The following is a 17,423-nucleotide window of genomic DNA, read 5'->3' as shown; positions in this document are numbered from 1 at the left end:
TTGAAGCTTTTTGTAACTAATTTGTAACTCTAATCCCTTACGATTGGTCACACAAAATGGAAAGGGGTTGTTTTATTGTTAAGAACCAAAAGAATTTGGCTAATTGTTTTCTGTCTAGTGTTAATTAGTTCTATTGTCGGTATTCCTTCTATTACAAAAGCATCAGGAGGTTTTATCTCTGGAACGTATGGAGGAAAGACCTATAAGTTATATGTGCCGAGTCAATATGATTCTAGTAAAAGTTACCCGCTATACGTTATGTTACATGGTTGTACTCAGGATGCTACTCAGTTTTCAACTGGGACAAAAATGAATGCGCTTTCAGAGGAAAAGGGATTTCTTGTGCTATATCCAGAGCAAAACTCTAGCGCTAACTCTAATAAATGCTGGAATTGGTATGAAACAAGCCATCAGTCACGTGGAAGCGGTGAGCCTAGCGTAATAGCTGGCATGGTGCAATCCATTAAATCGAATTATTCTATTCAGAATGATCAAGTATATGTTGCTGGACTGTCAGCTGGGGCTGCAATGAGTGTCATTATGGGCGCAACGTACCCAGATATTTTTTCCGGTATTGGAGTTGGAGCAGGCTTAGAGTATAAGGCGGCAACTAGCATGAACGAAGCATTTACTGCAATGTCTAGTGGTGGACCAAATCCCATCCAAAGAGGTAGAGATGCCTATAACGCAATGGGAAGTAGAGCTAAACCATTGAAGGTAATCGTTTTTCATGGAACTTCTGACTACACAGTTAATAAAGTAAATGGTGATCAAGTCATTTCCCAATGGGCAGTAACAAATAGCCTAGCGAAGACTGGGGCGGAAGGCTGGCTAGATGATCAAGCGGATAACACTCAGAATTTACAAGTTCCATCAGGAAAAAGCTATACGGTATATGATTATAAGGCACAGGATGAAAAAGTTTGGATGAAAAAAGTAAACATACTAAATATGGGGCATGCATGGTCTGGAGGAAGTTCACAAGGAAGCTATACGGATCCTCAAGGTCCTGATGCTAGTCGAATGATGTGGGAATTCTTTCAATCTGAAGTAGTAAACCCCCCTGTAGACATACCTATAACAACTGCAACGCCAGGTGGTGGAACTTACAATGATTCTGTGAGTGTAGAGCTTCTTTCTAATAAACAAGGAACTACCTATTTTACTACAGATGGAACTCAACCAACTATTAACTCGACAATATATTTGCAATCGCTTACATTTACAAAAAACACAACTTTAAAATTCTTTAGTCGTGACAATAATGGCAACACGGAATCGGTCAAAACTGAAGTGTATATTATTAAAACAGGAGACACCGGTAATGAGACTACAATATCATCCATTGGGAATGAAGATGGGTATGTAGGAAAGTACACTGCAGATGGTAAAAGCAATGCGACGATAAAGGTTGGCGATAAAGGAATGTATAATATAGATACGTATAGAGGAATTCTATCCTTTGATACAAGCATAATAGCTGAACCTATAGAATCTGCTAAAATTCGTTTATACCCTAAGTCGAAACAAGGAACAATTTCATTACTCCGATTAGACATTAAAACTGGGGTATTCGGAAGTAGTTCTACTATCGAACAATCAGATTACGCCAATTCAGCTACCCAATCTAATATAAGCAGTGTCACGCCTGCAGAAGGTGAATATATCGATATTAATATTCCAAGTAATTACTTGTCTCAGATTAACTTGAACGGTTCTACACAAATCCGATTAAAAGCTGACACTACGGCAGGGTTCAACTCTAATTTCATAGAGTTTTATGGAGGAGAAACCGTCGATTATGCACCTAAACTAATTATTAATAGCAATTAGGATATTTACGAAAACACGAAGGTTATAATCCTTCGTGTTTTTTTGTTAAGTTTTGAAGAATAATAAAAAATATGTGAGAAAAGTCACTGTAATTACAACGTTAATTTGCTAGCATATATAATGAGAGAGTCTTTTTTACTATTTTCATTAGAGAAGAGGAAAGTGATGATGTTTTTTAATAAATGGAAAAAGGTCGAAGCTGTGAAGCAGGATTTTGTAGGAGAATTGGCAGTAGTGGATGAAGAAAGTTTGCGTCAACTTCAATTGATTAAATTAACAAAGGAGGTACTTCAATCATTAAATGAAATGAAGTTATATCTAGAAGACTATATTTCCCAAGCAGTAAGCTATTTCTACGATTCCATAATGGAAAATCCTCAGTTGGTGGAAATAATAAGTACCAATAGCACCCGTGCGCGTTTAGAAAAAACCTTACAAAAGCACATAACCGAATGGTTTAATGGGGTTATAGACGATGATTACATTACTAGAAGAAAGAAAATAGCAAAAATGCATGTACATATTGGATTAGAAACGAAATGGTATTTAGCTGCTTGTCATAATTTGCATAATAGCTTTATACAGGAAATTCTATTAAAGGACCTAACAAAGCAAAAAGAGCGTATTTTCATTGATGCAATTAGTAAGATTATAAGCTATGAACAGCAATTGGTTGTGGAAGAATATGATCGATATGCTGCAGAAAAATCAAGAGAAGAACAAGAAGAGATTAGAGGGAAAATTAAAGATACATTAGGAAGTATTGTAAATGTTTTGGAAGATCAATCTTCTGATACAAGTACCTCTGTAGAAGAACTGATAGGGACTACAAACACATTAAAGAAAGATGTCACGAATGGAATAGAAACCTCTATTGAAACAATTCGTACTGCTGAAAAAGGTAAACAAACTATTGAATCATTAACAAATAACACCCAAGAAATATTTGATAAAACTTCTTCTATGTCTAATATGATTGATAAATTAAATCAGACTTCGACAGAAATACTTATTGTGGTGAAAATCGTTAAAGACATCGCAAATAAAACAAATTTACTTGCCTTGAACTCTGCTATTGAAGCTGCAAGGGCTGGTGAATATGGAAAGGGTTTTGCAGTTGTTGCAGAGGAAGTACGAAAGCTAGCAGAACAAACAAAAAGTTCAGTGGAACAAATAGATATACTTGTTGGAGAATCGAATGAGGCACAAAGAACAGTTGTGGATGCTATTTTGGGAATTCAACAATTAGCTAATTTAGGCTTAGAAGAAAGTAATCTAACAGCAGAAGCTTTTTCTAATATTTCATTAATGATAAAAGAAGTTGCTGCAGAATCAAAAGTGGTTGGTACAGAGATAAATAGCTTAACTACAGCTGTTGAATCGATTGGAAATGCATCTCTTGAAATTTTAGATTCAGCAAAGCTACTAGATAATACTATTAAGCAAATCTAGATTGTTAATAAGTTGGGAAATGCTATTTTAAAATAATATTGTATGGTGAAAATAAATAGTAGAGGGAGGAATGCACATGCTAGTAACAACAACGGATACAATAGAAGGTAAAACAATTGAAACGTATCATGGGATTGTGAGTGGAGAAGCAATTATGGGTGCAAACGTAGTTCGGGATCTATTTGCATCTGTGACAGATATTGTTGGGGGAAGAAGTTCATCTTATGAGAATAAATTATCAGAAGGTCGTCAAATTGCATTGGAAGATATGAAAGTTCTTGCAAATAAATTAGGTGCCAATGTAGTTATCGGGATTGATCTTGATTTTGAAACAATTCGTGAAGGCATGATGATGTGTGTTGCCACAGGAACTGCTGTTACGTACCGTGAAGATGTTTTGATAAGAAGTCGTAAGCTTTTATGAGCTTACGACTTTTCTAATTTTTATACTAAATGACTCACTTACTGAAATTAAAAAACAATATTTCTACTATTTCAATATTATGGTAGAATTGTATCAGACACAAGATGTGAGGAACAGAAGATGAGAATAAGAGATTGGGATCGAGCTTTAAAAGTACGTTTATTTGGGGAATTTTTTAGTAATTTAAGTTTTTGGATGGTGTTTCCGTTTTTAGCAATTTACTTTGCTGATGAATTTGGAACGAGTATGGCGGGGATATTGCTTGTGGTTTCACAGGTCTTTTCGGTAGGTGCTAACTTAATAGGTGGATATTGTGCAGACAGATTTGGTAGAAGGACAATGATTTTCTTCTCTGCTACCATAGAAGGGATAGCGTTTATATTATTTGCTTATGCTAATTCTCCTTGGCTGGATTCGCCGATCGTTAGTTTTATTGCGTTTACAATTGCAGGGATGGCAGGCTCCTTTTATCATCCGGCAAGTCAGGCGATTGTAGCAGATGTAGTACCTGAACAAGCAAGAAGTAGTGTATTTTCAATCTTTTATACGTCCATCAATATTTCCGTTGTTATAGGACCAATTGTTGGGGCTGTTTTATTCTTTCAATATCGATTTGCTTTATTACTAGTATCTGGAATTATATTTATCTTAGTTGGAATAGCAATAAGATTTTTAACAGAGGAAACGCTCCCTGCAGAAGTACGAGAACAGCTTAAGAATAGTGGGAATAATAGTGGGATACAAGTAGTTGTCAATCAAATAAAAGCATATGGCTTAATAGTTAAGGATAAAGTCTTTTTTCTTTTTGTCGTTGCAGGCATTTTACTTGCTCAAACGTATATGCAATTAGATATGTTGATACCTGTTTATATGAAAGATGCGATTGATGTTCAAGTTCTCGGTAATTTATTTGGTAGAGAATGGACAGTCACCGGAGAAGGTTCATTTGGTATACTTTTATCGGAGAATGGATTATTAGTTGTGCTGTTCACTGTTTTCGTCACTAAATGGATGACGAAATATCCGGAGAAAAGCGTATTCTTTTTATCCTCTATTATGTATGCAGTTGCTATGCTGATTTTTCCGCTCACAGCAAATTTTTGGGTATTCCTTTTTGCGATGGCCGTATTCACTTTAGGAGAATTAATGACAGTAGGATTACAAGAAAGCTTTGTATCTAAACTGGCACCAGAAGACATGCGCGGTCAATATTTTGCGGCGGCTAGTTTACGTTACACTATTGGACGAACGATTGCGCCATTAGTTTTCCCGTTAGTGGCGTGGATCGGTTTTACATGGACTTTTGTTATTTTAGCCATTTTAGCAGTTCTAAGTGGAGTAATTTATCTGATGACATTTAAGGAATATAGCAAAAGGCAAAAAGAAATAAGTGTATAAAATTGGACAAGGGATGATCTCATATGAGATCATCCCTTGATTTGTGTATATGGTAACACATAAAATTTTGAATTTAATTTTCATCCCAAAACATTGGGGAAGAATCTCCATGAAAGCCTCAGCTTTCAATGCCGCGGTAAATTGTTCCACTGGTTGCCTTCTAACCTAAGCAACGTAAACCCTACCTGCTTTTACGTCCTTGCGACCCTGTAGTCGCTCCAGTGTGAATAAGTATAATCAAAAACACATAAAGCAGAATGCCAAATTTCTTGATTTATGCACTACCAAAAATGTTAACAAACTATATTGTCTCATAATTTTTATAAAAAGTCAATAATCTAATATACTACACTGATAAACACATGCTATACTATTTCAATCTAATTTTATGCGAGAGGGTGAGAGAATGGAAGTTTGGGATATTTATAATGATAGACGAGAGAAGACAGGAAAGACGCATATAAGAGGCGAGAATATGCAAGAAGGAGATTTTCATTCAGTAGTTCATGTTTGGATAATGAATGATAAAGGTGAATTATTAATTCAGCAGCGGCAACCGTGGAAAACGGGATGGGCCAATATGTGGGATTGTGCTGCAGCTGGTTCTGCACTTGCTGGGGAGAATAGTGAAATAGCTGCAATACGAGAAACGAAAGAAGAGCTTGGAATTGATTTGCAAGTGGAACGATGTGAAGTGTTGTTTACCATAAAATTTTCGAGAGGGTTTGATGATCATCTCTTAGTTAGACAAAACATTGATATTGAAAGCTTAAGCCTGCAATATGAAGAAGTTGCAAATGCCAAATGGGCTACTATGGAAGAGATATTTGAACTTGTCGAAAGCGGAGAATTTATTCCTTATTCTATACTTAAATCATTATTTGAAATTATTCAGTCAAAAATTTCCTTGAAGAAGGCGACACCTAAAGATGCATTGGAGCTATTTGAATTACAGAAAAAAGTTTTTACACCACTTTATGAAAAATATGAAGACCATGAAACAAGTCCTGTGTTACAGACCTTTGAAAGATTTACAGAACGTTTAGGAACAGGAGACTACTTTAAAATCTATCAGGATGATTTGTTAGCTGGGAGTGTCCATGTATATAAAAAGTTCCCTGGAGTTATGCGACTACATATGATTAACATTTTAGAAGACTTTCAAGGGAAGGGAATAGCTCAAAAAGTAATGAGTCGATTAGAAACGATGTATCCAGAAGCAAGCAGCTGGGAGCTCGACACGATTCTAGAGGAGAAAAGAAACTGCTATTTATATGAAAAGATGGGGTATATTTTAACTGTAGATAGATGGAAAGTAAATGATAAAATGACCCTTGTTCATTACGTCAAAAATTCAGATTTAAAACGAATGAAGGCTCTTTGAATTAGAAAAAGCATCCTAACTGATATTAGGATGCTTTATTTTGATTAACCTACCGTAACGGCTGCGAAAAATTCTTTATAAAGTTCTTGTAAAATCTTATTTTCGTTACTTCTATGAACACCAAAAGACAAGCTCACTTCAGAGGACCCTTGATTTATCATTTCAATGTTCGCCCCTGTTCTTGAAATAGCAGTGGCAGCACGTGCGGCAAGTCCGGTGTTGTTATTCATTCCTTCTCCTACAAGAACAATCATAGAAAACTCATGTCGGAAATGGACATCTTCTGCATGCAGTTCTTCTTTCACACGTTTAATAATTCGTGTTTCATTTTCAGTAGTTAACTGATGACTTCGAAAAATAACCGAGATATCATCTAATCCAGACGGTGTATGTTCATACGAAATGTTTTCTTCTTCTAAAATTTGAAGTAATTTTCTTCCAAATCCGATTTCTCGGTTCATCAAATATTTGCTCACGTATAAAATTGAAAATCCGCTATCTGCAGATATTCCAGTAATTGGTCGATGCTTACCTTTTCTAATAGAAACAATCTTTGTTCCGGTAGCAGATGGATTATTCGTGTTTTTGATACAAACAGGTATACCAGCTTTATAGACCGGCATTAAAGCCTCATCATGGAAAACGGAAAATCCAGCGTAGGAAAGTTCACGCATTTCTCGATAGGTTATTTCTTCGATTTCCATTGGGTCGTTTACAACTCTAGGGTTTGCACAAAATACAGAATCGACATCTGTAAAGTTTTCATAAAGGCTTGCATGAACAGCTGCTGCTAAGATAGATCCAGTAATATCAGATCCTCCACGATCAAATGTACGTAATAGACCATCCGCCGTAAATCCGAAGAATCCTGGGAATACTACTATTTCATTTATATCATTTAATTTGCTTAAGTTTTCGTACGCTTCTGGTAGAGCAAGTGCACGTTCTGGATAATTATTTACTACAAGTCCAGCAGTTTTAGGGCTAACATATTGAGCAGGGAGTCCGATGCTTGTAAAGTATGTAGAAATAAGCTTTGCATTGTTATCCTCACCACTAGCTTTAATATTGTCTATAAAGAATTCTTTGTCTGATTTGTCTATTAACACACGTTGACGCAAATCTTCTTCGATTACATCGCATATTGGTTGTTCTAGGCCAAGACCTTTTGCAATTTCTTTATACCGATCTAGCACAAGTTGAAGTTGTGTTTCTACTTCCATGTTGTTTAATGCTACTGTTGCTAGATCTATCAGTAAATCCGTAACTTTTTTATCTGAATCAAAACGCTTTCCTGGTGCTGAAACAACTATAAATTTCCTAGTTGGATCCGACTGGACGATTGAAGCCACTTTTTTAATCTGTTCTGCACTTGCGACAGAAGTTCCCCCAAATTTACTTACTTTCATATCATCATATCCTTACTTATTAAGTTATATTGTATTTCCAGAAAAAACAAATGATTTTATACAGTGTACAAATTATATTGTAAAACGTCAATATATTTGTTGCATTAAGTATAACTTATTTTATTTTAAAGTGAATGATTTAATTAAATTATTTAATAAAGTTCGTATATTTATATAATTTAGTCGTAATAATAAATATAATTAGTTATTAAACACCAATAAACACGAATGATAATTTTTTTGTTATTTTTTTTATTGAACTAAGTAGCGTCAAATCAAGCTTTTTTTAAGAAGTTTTAAAATGATAGCGTTTTCAAATTTTTTAACTATATTGACAATTGAAAAGAGTGTGAGTATGATGGGTTTAATCCAATACAACTTAAACAATTTTGACAGAGATAAGCTTTACTTTTATGGAATCTAAAGAGAGCTGATGGATGGTGCAAATCAGTGGTTTCTATTGTAAAGTAGCACTCTTGAATTGGTGAACTGAACAATATAGTAGGTTCATTCGTGTCATGCGCGTTAAGCATTTAACTAAGAGGCTGCATTTATGCAGTAAATTTGGGTGGTACCGCGTGAGTTTATACAAGCTCTTCGCCCCTTACATTTTGTAGGGGGGGAGGGCTTTTTTTGTTTTTATAAAAGGAGGACAGTAGAAACGATAACATTTCCAAGACAAAAAAATATAAACAATAGAAGGAGAATATAAAAATGGCATATAATATTTTAATCAGTGATCCACTTAGCGAAGATGGGATTTATCCTTTAAGACAGGCAGAAGGATTTAATATTGTAGTTGATACAGACTTGACTCCAGAGCAACTTGGAGAGAGAATCGGTGAATTCGATGCACTGCTTGTGCGTAGCCAAACTCAAGTAACGCGTGAAATTATTGAAAAAGGCACAAACTTAAAGATTATTGGTCGTGCAGGTGTTGGGGTAGATAATATTGATTTAACAGCAGCTACTGAACGTGGGATTATCGTTGTTAATGCTCCAGATGGAAATACAAACTCTGCTGCTGAACACACAATTGCCATGTTGATGTCACTGGCACGTAATATCCCGCAAGCATTCCATGCATTGAAAAATCAAAAATGGGACCGCAAATCATTTATTGGGGTAGAAGTTAAAAATAAAACACTAGGTGTTGTAGGGCTAGGTAGAATTGGGGCAGAGGTTGCTGCTCGTGCAAAAGGACAACGTATGAATGTGATTGCTTATGATCCATTCTTAACTCCTGAAAAAGCGGAAAAACTAGGTGTACAATTTGGAACTATTGAAGATGTTATTAAAGCAGCAGACTTCATTACAGTGCATACACCATTATTAAAAGAAACTCGTCATATAATTAATAAAGAAGCGTTTGAAAAAATGAAAGATGGCGTTCAAATCGTAAACTGTGCGCGCGGTGGAATTATAGACGAAGATGCATTATACGATGCGATTGTCTCTGGGAAAGTTGCAGGTGCAGCACTAGACGTATTCGAAGAAGAACCTTTTGTTGATCATCGATTATTGACTTTACCACAGGTTATTGCGACACCTCACTTAGGAGCAAGTACTGTGGAAGCTCAAGAAATCGTAGCGATCGACGTTTCGCATGATGTTGTAAGCTTTTTAAAAGATGGGGTAGTAAAAAATCCAGTTAACCTTTCATCCGTACCAAAAGATGTGTTAGCTAAAATAGAGCCATACTTTAACCTTGTTGAGAAACTAGGTTCATTCTTAAGCGATTTGACAGACGGAGTTCCAGAAGAAGTGAACATTACGTATTCAGGTGAACTTTCTAATATCGACGTGCGACCATTGTCTCGAAATGCTGTAAAGGGTCTATTAAAAAGCAAGCTAGGCGAGTCTATCAATGATGTAAATGCAAAATTCCATGCAGATCGCATTGGGATTATAGTAAATGAATTAAAAACAACTAAAGCAAAAGGATTTACAAGCTTAATCACCGTTGAAGTTAAAACTGCTTCAGCAACAAGAAAAGTGGCAGGAACACTATTAAATGGATTAGGACCACGTATATTACGAGTAGACGACTTTATCGTTGACGTAGTGCCAGAAGGTCATTTATTATTTATCCGCCATAAAGACCAACCAGGAGCAATCGGTCGCGTAGGAACACTTTTAGCTGGTGAAGGTGTCAATATCGCAACAATGCAGGTTGGCCGTTCTGAAGTGGGTGGAGACGCAATCATGATGCTTTCTATTGACAAACATGTCGAGGAATCAGGAATCGAGCAGTTAAAACAACTAGAAGATATTTCGGATGCAACAACAATTGATCTTTAATCCACATTTAACAATCACTATAATTAAAAGTTGGCCCTATTGATATAGAGGTCACAGAAAAACTTACGTTATAAAAGACTTAATTGTTTTTTTGAAAAGAAATAAGGCACAATCTGTTCAATTTTGAACAAATTGTGCCTTATTTCTTTGTCTATTTCTTACTTATTTTATTTTATTCTGATAAGCATATTAAATAGACCCTCGTCTTTTAGACGCAATACGGAACTTTGGCAGGTGCCATATCTCTACCAATATAAGTGGAAAATTTACCATATCATAGTTTTGACGCAGCAAAGGATCTCTGGGATTAACAATATCGTAAATCGCAATGTATGATCTTAAATTGAAGTTTTCATGAGTTGAATTCAAGGGGAGCAACTACCTGGCTTCTACATTAATTTATAATACAACTTCGATATAAGATAGGCTTAATTGTAAGCATACACTAGTTGATTTTCGTTTTAGGCGGCGACTCCTGCCGGAATAGCATGAGCTGAAGACCCTGGACTGAGCGAAGCGAAGGAAGCGGCTGAAGCCATGCCGGCGGAAAGCGTCCGTCTTAAACGGAAATCAACGGGGAACAGACAAAAAGCGAGTATGTAAACGACATTTCGTTCACATACTCGCTAGAGATACCTTAAAGATTTTTCAGTGTCCTCAGTGTTAGCTTTTATTCTATTATCCTAAGATTGTGAATAACTCTTGTAAGTTTTTAATCGTATAAGTAGGCTTTACTTCTTCATTTTGTGGTTTGTCTTCTCTGTTAATCCAAACTGATTTCATACCTATTTTAGAGGAACCGAGGATATCCGTCATTAGGTTATCTCCTACCATTAATGCTTCATCCTTACTAACACCAGCAACTTCTAATGCATGTTCAAAAATGGATGAGTCTGGTTTTCCTTTACCAAATGCACCGGAGATAATAATGTGGTCAAAGTAAGGTGCTATCTCAGGAGTAATTTCCAGCTTCGTATTTTGTAAGCTCGGCGATCCATTTGTTATTAAGAGAAGAATGTAATTATCTTTTAAAAGGTCTAAAACTTTAAAAGTTTCTTCGTAAACAAAAGGACTTTCTTTTCGCATTTTTGGGAAGTACTCTGCTAATTCTTTTCCAAGCATTTCGTCATCAATTCCTAAATTGTGTAATCCTATTGTCCAGGCTTTACGCTGATAGACTGGCGCGATTGTTTTCATCTTTTGAAAATCTTCAGATGGATCATCGAATGTTCCCCATAATCCTTCAAAAGGGTTTATTCCAATCATTTGCGTAAATGGACGTGTTTCGTATGTATCGTATAATTTGGCTGCTTCATCTCGAACTGCCTGCTCTAAAGCTATTGGGTCAATGTCAACTTTCTTCGCTGCAAATTCACAAGTTTTATGAAAAGCAGTTTCAACACTTTTTTTATCCCATAATAAAGTATCATCTAAATCAAAAAAAATAGCCTTCATTTATTAAATACTCCCTTCACTTTCTTATCTATTTACTTTACCTCAGTGAAGGAAGACTGTCACTAGAGTTACCGTATGAATTTCAATTTAAAATAATTAATTGTTGTTAGAAATAAGAGTATCTTCAAACATATCTATAATATGAAGGAATCTTTCTGCCTCTCTGAAAACATGATCAGCCAATAGAGGGTGAATATTGCTTTTAATACGACAAGCTTCTATTAGGTCTCTTGCTGATTTTTTAAAATCTCTAAGGGATACAACAGATACACGATTTTGATCCAAAAATTGATCCAACATAGGTACGGTTTCTGATTGTGGACGCATTGAATCTAAATCGAGTGCCTGAAAAAGAAGCTGGTCAAAATCATGACTGAACTCTCGAGCTTGGTCTACTAGCTTTCTTTCGGAAGGGTCCAAAAGGTGGCCGATGAATTTAGAATGGTCTGCCATAATTTTTAAGAAGAAAACATTTTCCTTAATAATGTCATCAGGTGTAGGTTCGAGCTTTCCTGCATTGAGCTCTTTTAATCGGTTAACAAAATAAGCTGCTTCTCTACTTGTATGATCCACTAATAATGCATAGTTATTTGATCTAATTTCACAACGTAATATAAGTCCTAGTACTTTTCTTTTATAAGCCCATATCGCAGTAGCTGCTTGATACACTTGAATATTAAATCTTCGTATTTCTTCTGGATCAGATTGTGGAGAATAGGTACTTAGTTGTTCTTCGATCTTCTCGAATAATGAAACAAATTGCAGTGCTTCTTGAATTAATTTTTTGTCGTCAAAACTGAATCCCAAACTTAAAAACAAAGCATGCTCTTTCATTATCCTTGACCAAAAACGAATCTCATCTAACGACCTTGTCACAAATAAATTGACTGAAATCACTCCTTTTTCTTATTGTATTCGTACCGATGAAAAAAATGATAAAATGACAAGAAATGCGCAATTTATCAAGAAGTCCACCAGGAAGAATAATTTCCTCTATATCATTTATAGCGATGGGGAAGTATGGAAAGCCATATTCGTATGGTGTTAATTCATAAACTTGAAAATAAATAACAATAATTATGGTCCGCTAGGTAAAAATATTGATCCATACGAATCTCTTTAAACTCCTCTAAAACAGGGACTTCCCATTCTGCGATTTTCTTATCAATTATTTCTGACAAAATTTTTACGTATTGGCTATTTGGTTCAAATAAATCCTTTAATTCAACTAATTTTCCTGTCGTCACATCAAAAGTTAATGACTGAATAATAGTTAATCCATGAGCGCCACCAGTATATGAATAAACTGATAAGGATAAACTTAAAATTCCACGTTCATTCGTTTTTACTTAGTAATGACCGATCATTTCCATTAAGTTCTTATTATAAAATCCTTCCTCTATCAACATGTTGTTCAAATTAGAAATAATTTCATTATTTATCTTTCTTTCTATATGCGGAAGAGGTAATTTCGTTACAATAGGATAAGATACTTTTACTTTTGGTGAACGAATAAACTTTGTTTCAATATGGATAGGTAAACCCATTTTTTCTCACCTTTCCTGTTATAATCGTTCATTTTATATGAGTGGGGGAACTGTATATGTTTTTGAAGAAAATTACAATTTCACGAGATCACGAAGAGGGCTATCCATTTTCGATTCCAACTATAAAACATTTAAAAGAATTAGAATTAACAAATAATGTTACCTTTTTAGTTGGTGAAAATGGGACAGGTAAATCTACTTTATTGGAAGGGATTGCTGATAACTGTGAGTTTAATACAGCTGGAGGAAGCAGAAACAATGTGTATGAAGTAGATGCATCGGAAAGTGCATTGGGGAAATACATACGTTTATCATGGATGCCGAAAATTACAAATGGCTTTTTTCTACGTGCCGAATCTTTTTATCAATTTGCATCGCATATTGATGAGATGGAAAGACTAGAGCCAGGTAGTATTAAAAATTACGGAGGCAAGTCTCTTCACAAACAATCTCATGGAGAATCATTTCTGTCGTTATTTTTAAATAGATTTAATGGAAGAGCTATTTATTTACTAGATGAGCCGGAAGCTGCACTTTCAGCTCAAAGACAGCTTTCTTTTTTGAAAATAATACATGATTTAGTAATTGAGGAGGATTGCCAATTCATTATTGCAACACATTCACCTATTATTTTAGGCTATCCAAATGCGACAATCCTAAGTTTTGATAATGGCAAGATTGAAGAAATAGAATATGAAATGACGAGCCATTATCAAATAACAAAATACTTTTTAGACCATCGCGAGAAATTTTTAAAAGAGTTACTAGAAGACGATTGAAAATGAAACTTTAATTTACTTAAAATCGTTCTATCTTGTATTGGGAGTGAAAAAAATGAACATAATATTTCATTATTTAGATGATATGCTTTTTTTCGTCTGTGTAGCACTTCCATTTGTTTTTGTTTGGCGTTTTAGTCGTTGGAGAAAAAGGGGCTTTAAGCTAAAAGAAAGCTTACATGAGTTGGGAATATTTCTGCTTGTATTAGTGCTCATTGGTTTGTTTTCACAAACCATTATTCCGAGATATGGATTGATGCAACCCTCGCTAACGAATGTGAACTTAGATTTATTTCGGGTTATCAAAGAGACTTACAATGCAATAAAATATTTAGGATTTTGGCAACCGTTTTATATTAATTTTTTAGGGAATATTATTCTTTTCATGCCCATCGGATTTCTCCTTCCCCTTCTTTCTAGAAGAATGGAGGATTTCCCTTACACTGTAGTCATAGGTTTATTGGTTTCCCTTTTTATTGAAATAATGCAACTTCCCCAAAATAGAAGTAGTGATGTAGATGATTTATGGTTAAATACACTTGGAACATTACTTGGCTATATATGCTATTTAGTAATCAATAGGAAATATCCATCATTCACTTTGGCATTTAAAAAAATGAAGGAATAAAGTTTATAAATCTAAGTATCGGGTAAATATATTACGGAAACAAAATGCAAGGAGCGTAACAAAATGATTATACCAAAAGAATCTAAAATTGAAGAAAAACGAGATAATATGATTGAAGATCTAGTAAATAAAGGTGTATTTAAAATCGATGGAAGACAACTATATGAGCTGAATCTGTATGAACTAACAAAAGAATATATAACAGAAGAAGAAAACTAAAAGTGCCGATCATATCGGCACTTTTTTCGTCTGAACAGATTCTATGTGCCAGCCCCTAAAGACAAACTGCTAAATACTTGTTCTGAGGAAAGATTGTAGTAGAAGAAAAGTGTCTTGGAAAATGGCCACTTCTGCTATTTATAGCTAATTGTCTAGAAGAAAAATGTGGTACACTTGTCTCAAACACAGATGAGGTGGAGAACAAATTGACTTTTATACAAAATTTAAATGAAACATTACAAGAAAAATGGGCAAAGGCGAATTTTACATTTGAAATGCCTATCCAAACTAAACTAATACCACATATGCTTGATGGTTCAGATATCGTTGCAGAATCTCCCACTGGAACAGGAAAAACATTAGCGTATGTTCTTCCAATATTGCAGAAGGTTGATCCTTCAAAAAAGCAAATACAAGCGTTGGTCGTTGTACCTTCTCAAGAACTAGGTATGCAAATTGTTGAAGTGTTTCGTGAGTGGGTGGCAGGTACCGACATTACCGTTGCGCAATTAATTGGTGGTGCAAATATTCAAAGACAACTTGATGCACTGAAAAAGAAGCCAACAATTGTAGTAGGAACACCTGGGCGATTGCAAGAACTGGTGAAACTAAAAAAATTAAAAATGCACGAAATAAAAACTATCGTCCTAGATGAAGGGGATCAGTTGTTAAGTCGAGAAAATCGTACGACTGTCAAAGGATTAATTGATGCAACCGTTGAAAGACAGTTAGTTGTAACATCTGCCACAATTACGGAAGAAATCGAATTAGTTGCAGAAAGAATAATGAATAATCCTGTTCGTATACAAGTGACGGTAGAGGAAATTCCTTCAAAGGGAGAAGTTATTCATAGTTTTGTCAAAACTGAAGCAAGGGATAAAACGGAATTTTTAAGAAAGCTTTCCCATTTAGAAGGTATGAAGGGACTAGCGTTTGTAAATAGTTTAGATCAAGTCTTAATGAAGGATACAAAGCTTTCTTATAGAGATGCTCCGATTATTTCACTTCATTCGGAAATGAAAAAAGAAGAACGAAAAAAAGCATTAGACGACTTTAAAAACGGTAAAGTAAATATACTTATAGCAACAGATGTTGCTGCTAGAGGTCTAGACATTTCTGGTTTAACACATGTAATTCATGTTGATGTACCACATTCTATCGAACAATATTTGCATCGTTCAGGCCGTACTGGACGCGCTGGAAAAGATGGAGAAGTATTGACCTTATTAACGTATGCGGATGAAAAGACGTATAAAAAATGGACAAAAGAGCTTCCGAGTAAGCCAGTTCAAAAAATTTGGTACCGCGGAGAATTAATAGAAGGTTCTTCGAAAACAATACAGCAAAAGGGGAGATAAACAATGAGTTTTCAACAAAAATTAGAAGAATATGCTGAGCTTATCGTAAAGGTTGGTTTAAATATTCAAAAGAATCAACCATTACTTATTAATACAACTACGGAAACGATTGAATTTACCAGACTTGTCGTAAAAAAAGCGTATGAAGCTGGGGCGAAGCGAGTAGATGTGAATTATTCAGATGGACCAAATACAAGATCTTTTTATGATTTAGCTCCAGACGAAGCTTTTCATGAATTTCCGAAATGGGCAGCAATGCAACGAGATGAGTTGATCGAAAATAAAGGTGCTCTTTTATGGATCGATGCAGAGAATCCAGATTTATTGGAAGGTGTCTCGGTTGAAAAAATTTCAAACTTTCATAAAGCAAGCGGTAAAGCACTTGAAAACTATAGAAAAGCGGTTATGAATGATGTCATTACTTGGTCAATTATTGCGATGCCTTCGGAAAAATGGGCCGCAAAGGTATTTCCTCAATTACCAGAAGAAGAGCAAATGCAAGCTCTTTGGGAATTAATATTTAAAGTAGTAAGAATAGGTGAAGGAACAGCTGTTCAACAATGGAAAGAGCATATCGAAAATTTAGAAAGCCGTGCATCATTATTGAATGCTAAGCGCTACAAGAAATTACATTACATAGCAGAAGGGACAGATATTCAAGTAGAACTACCAAAAGGTCATATTTGGATGTCTGGAGCTAGTAAAAATGAGCAATCCGTTCCTTTTATAGCAAATATGCCTACGGAAGAAGTATATACTGCTCCTTTAAAAACTGGAGTTAATGGTTATGTGAAAAACACTAAGCCGCTAGCATATAAAGGGAATGTTATTGATAATTTTACATTAACATTTGAAAACGGTGCTATTACAAAGGTAGAAGCTGCTACTGGTGAGGAGCTTTTAAAAGAATTAACACAAACAGATGAAGGCGCAAAATATTTAGGGGAAATTGCGCTAGTCCCACATGAATCGCCAATTTCCGCATCTAATGTTTTATTTTTTAATACCCTATTTGATGAAAATGCTTCGAATCATTTTGCTATTGGAGAAGCTTATCCGACATGTGTGGAAGGTGCGCGTGGATTATCACCAAGTGAGCTTGAAAACCTAGGGCTGAATACTTCTATTGTTCATGAAGACTTCATGATTGGTTCTGCAGATATGGATATTATGGGAGAGTTAGAAGATGGTACAATAGAGCCTATTTTCAAAAAAGGTTCTTGGGCATTTTAAGGA

At 35.2% G+C, this 17,423-nt stretch carries 16 protein-coding genes and 1 other annotated feature; of the genes, 11 read left to right on the top strand and 5 right to left on the bottom strand.

Going from position 1 to position 17,423, the window contains the following annotated elements:
• The first annotated feature begins 75 nt into the window (after positions 1 to 75).
• The 5 genes from WAX74_RS11380 (at position 76) to WAX74_RS21000 (ending at position 6,491) form a co-directional block, all read left to right on the top strand.
• The gene (locus tag WAX74_RS11380; protein ID WP_336497780.1) at positions 76 to 1,833 is read left to right on the top strand and encodes an extracellular catalytic domain type 1 short-chain-length polyhydroxyalkanoate depolymerase; all 1,758 of its coding nucleotides are present in this window, start codon (positions 76 to 78) and stop codon (positions 1,831 to 1,833) included.
• 165 nt (positions 1,834 to 1,998) lie between these two features.
• Positions 1,999 to 3,285: a globin-coupled sensor protein gene (locus WAX74_RS11375; protein ID WP_336497779.1), complete on the top strand. Its 1,287-nt coding sequence runs from the start codon at positions 1,999 to 2,001 to the stop codon at positions 3,283 to 3,285.
• 76 nt (positions 3,286 to 3,361) lie between these two features.
• Entirely contained in the window at positions 3,362 to 3,709 is a 348-nt protein-coding gene (locus WAX74_RS11370; protein ID WP_336497778.1) for a YbjQ family protein, read from the top strand.
• A 120-nt stretch (positions 3,710 to 3,829) separates the two neighbouring features.
• Positions 3,830 to 5,107 carry an MDR family MFS transporter gene (locus tag WAX74_RS11365; protein ID WP_336497777.1) on the top strand — a complete coding sequence of 426 codons (1,278 nt, stop codon included), beginning with the start codon at positions 3,830 to 3,832 and terminating at the stop codon, positions 5,105 to 5,107.
• A 406-nt stretch (positions 5,108 to 5,513) separates the two neighbouring features.
• Positions 5,514 to 6,491, top strand: coding sequence for a GNAT family N-acetyltransferase (locus WAX74_RS21000; protein WP_413788959.1), 978 nt, complete (start codon positions 5,514 to 5,516; stop codon positions 6,489 to 6,491).
• A gap of 44 nt (positions 6,492 to 6,535) precedes the next feature.
• Here WAX74_RS21000 and WAX74_RS11350 read toward each other — a convergent pair whose 3' ends face one another.
• Entirely contained in the window at positions 6,536 to 7,900 is a 1,365-nt protein-coding gene (locus WAX74_RS11350) for an aspartate kinase (protein WP_336497776.1), read from the bottom strand.
• A gap of 380 nt (positions 7,901 to 8,280) precedes the next feature.
• Positions 8,281 to 8,508: a binding site (T-box leader), on the top strand.
• A gap of 106 nt (positions 8,509 to 8,614) precedes the next feature.
• Here WAX74_RS11350 and serA point away from each other — a divergent pair.
• Positions 8,615 to 10,201 (top strand): phosphoglycerate dehydrogenase, encoded by a 1,587-nt coding sequence (gene serA, locus WAX74_RS11345; protein WP_336497775.1) that lies wholly within the window; start codon positions 8,615 to 8,617, stop codon positions 10,199 to 10,201.
• Positions 10,202 to 10,879: 678 nt separating this feature from the next.
• Here the strand turns inward: serA and WAX74_RS11340 are convergent.
• The 4 genes from WAX74_RS11340 to WAX74_RS11325 all read right to left on the bottom strand — a co-directional run bounded on the left by WAX74_RS11340 (position 10,880) and on the right by WAX74_RS11325 (position 13,203).
• Entirely contained in the window at positions 10,880 to 11,656 is a 777-nt protein-coding gene (locus WAX74_RS11340; protein WP_336497774.1) for an HAD family hydrolase, read from the bottom strand.
• 96 nt (positions 11,657 to 11,752) lie between these two features.
• Positions 11,753 to 12,532, bottom strand: a complete 780-nt coding sequence (locus tag WAX74_RS11335; protein WP_413788958.1) for a DUF2935 domain-containing protein — start codon at positions 12,530 to 12,532, stop codon at positions 11,753 to 11,755.
• Positions 12,533 to 12,705: 173 nt separating this feature from the next.
• Entirely contained in the window at positions 12,706 to 12,903 is a 198-nt protein-coding gene (locus WAX74_RS11330; protein ID WP_336497772.1) for a hypothetical protein, read from the bottom strand.
• Positions 12,904 to 13,005: 102 nt separating this feature from the next.
• Positions 13,006 to 13,203, bottom strand: a complete 198-nt coding sequence (locus tag WAX74_RS11325) for a hypothetical protein (protein ID WP_336497771.1) — start codon at positions 13,201 to 13,203, stop codon at positions 13,006 to 13,008.
• A 56-nt stretch (positions 13,204 to 13,259) separates the two neighbouring features.
• On the opposite strand from WAX74_RS11325, the gene WAX74_RS11320 reads away from it, so the two are divergent.
• From WAX74_RS11320 to WAX74_RS11300, 5 genes are all read left to right on the top strand, one after another.
• Positions 13,260 to 13,982 carry an AAA family ATPase gene (locus tag WAX74_RS11320; RefSeq protein WP_336497770.1) on the top strand — a complete coding sequence of 241 codons (723 nt, stop codon included), beginning with the start codon at positions 13,260 to 13,262 and terminating at the stop codon, positions 13,980 to 13,982.
• A 55-nt stretch (positions 13,983 to 14,037) separates the two neighbouring features.
• Positions 14,038 to 14,610 (top strand): VanZ family protein, encoded by a 573-nt coding sequence (locus WAX74_RS11315; RefSeq protein ID WP_336497769.1) that lies wholly within the window; start codon positions 14,038 to 14,040, stop codon positions 14,608 to 14,610.
• A gap of 63 nt (positions 14,611 to 14,673) precedes the next feature.
• Positions 14,674 to 14,829, top strand: coding sequence for a Fur-regulated basic protein FbpA (locus WAX74_RS11310; RefSeq protein WP_336497768.1), 156 nt, complete (start codon positions 14,674 to 14,676; stop codon positions 14,827 to 14,829).
• A gap of 206 nt (positions 14,830 to 15,035) precedes the next feature.
• Positions 15,036 to 16,187 carry a DEAD/DEAH box helicase gene (locus tag WAX74_RS11305; protein ID WP_336497767.1) on the top strand — a complete coding sequence of 384 codons (1,152 nt, stop codon included), beginning with the start codon at positions 15,036 to 15,038 and terminating at the stop codon, positions 16,185 to 16,187.
• A gap of 3 nt (positions 16,188 to 16,190) precedes the next feature.
• A complete protein-coding gene (locus tag WAX74_RS11300) occupies positions 16,191 to 17,420 on the top strand; it encodes an aminopeptidase (RefSeq protein WP_336497766.1) in 1,230 nt (409 codons plus the stop codon).
• Positions 17,421 to 17,423: the final 3 nt, after the last annotated feature.

This window comes from Psychrobacillus mangrovi, assembly GCF_037104765.1.
Lineage (GTDB): Bacteria > Bacillota > Bacilli > Bacillales_A > Planococcaceae > Psychrobacillus > Psychrobacillus mangrovi.
The sequence above is the reverse complement of the archived record's forward strand: the minus strand, read 5'-3'. Positions and strand labels throughout refer to the sequence as shown.

Excerpts from the sequence above, each read along its gene's own strand:
- WAX74_RS11375 (WP_336497779.1), top strand. The coding sequence starts at position 1,999 with ATGATGTTTTTTAATAAATGGAAAAAGGTCGAAGCTGTGAAGCAGGAT.
- WAX74_RS11370 (WP_336497778.1), top strand. The coding sequence starts at position 3,362 with ATGCTAGTAACAACAACGGATACAATAGAAGGTAAAACAATTGAAACG.
- WAX74_RS11365 (WP_336497777.1), top strand. The coding sequence starts at position 3,830 with ATGAGAATAAGAGATTGGGATCGAGCTTTAAAAGTACGTTTATTTGGG.
- WAX74_RS21000 (WP_413788959.1), top strand. The coding sequence starts at position 5,514 with ATGGAAGTTTGGGATATTTATAATGATAGACGAGAGAAGACAGGAAAG.
- WAX74_RS11350 (WP_336497776.1), bottom strand. The coding sequence starts at position 7,900 with ATGAAAGTAAGTAAATTTGGGGGAACTTCTGTCGCAAGTGCAGAACAG.
- serA (WP_336497775.1), top strand. The coding sequence starts at position 8,615 with ATGGCATATAATATTTTAATCAGTGATCCACTTAGCGAAGATGGGATT.
- WAX74_RS11340 (WP_336497774.1), bottom strand. The coding sequence starts at position 11,656 with ATGAAGGCTATTTTTTTTGATTTAGATGATACTTTATTATGGGATAAA.
- WAX74_RS11325 (WP_336497771.1), bottom strand. The coding sequence starts at position 13,203 with ATGGGTTTACCTATCCATATTGAAACAAAGTTTATTCGTTCACCAAAA.
- WAX74_RS11320 (WP_336497770.1), top strand. The coding sequence starts at position 13,260 with ATGTTTTTGAAGAAAATTACAATTTCACGAGATCACGAAGAGGGCTAT.
- WAX74_RS11315 (WP_336497769.1), top strand. The coding sequence starts at position 14,038 with ATGAACATAATATTTCATTATTTAGATGATATGCTTTTTTTCGTCTGT.
- WAX74_RS11310 (WP_336497768.1), top strand. The coding sequence starts at position 14,674 with ATGATTATACCAAAAGAATCTAAAATTGAAGAAAAACGAGATAATATG.
- WAX74_RS11300 (WP_336497766.1), top strand. The coding sequence starts at position 16,191 with ATGAGTTTTCAACAAAAATTAGAAGAATATGCTGAGCTTATCGTAAAG.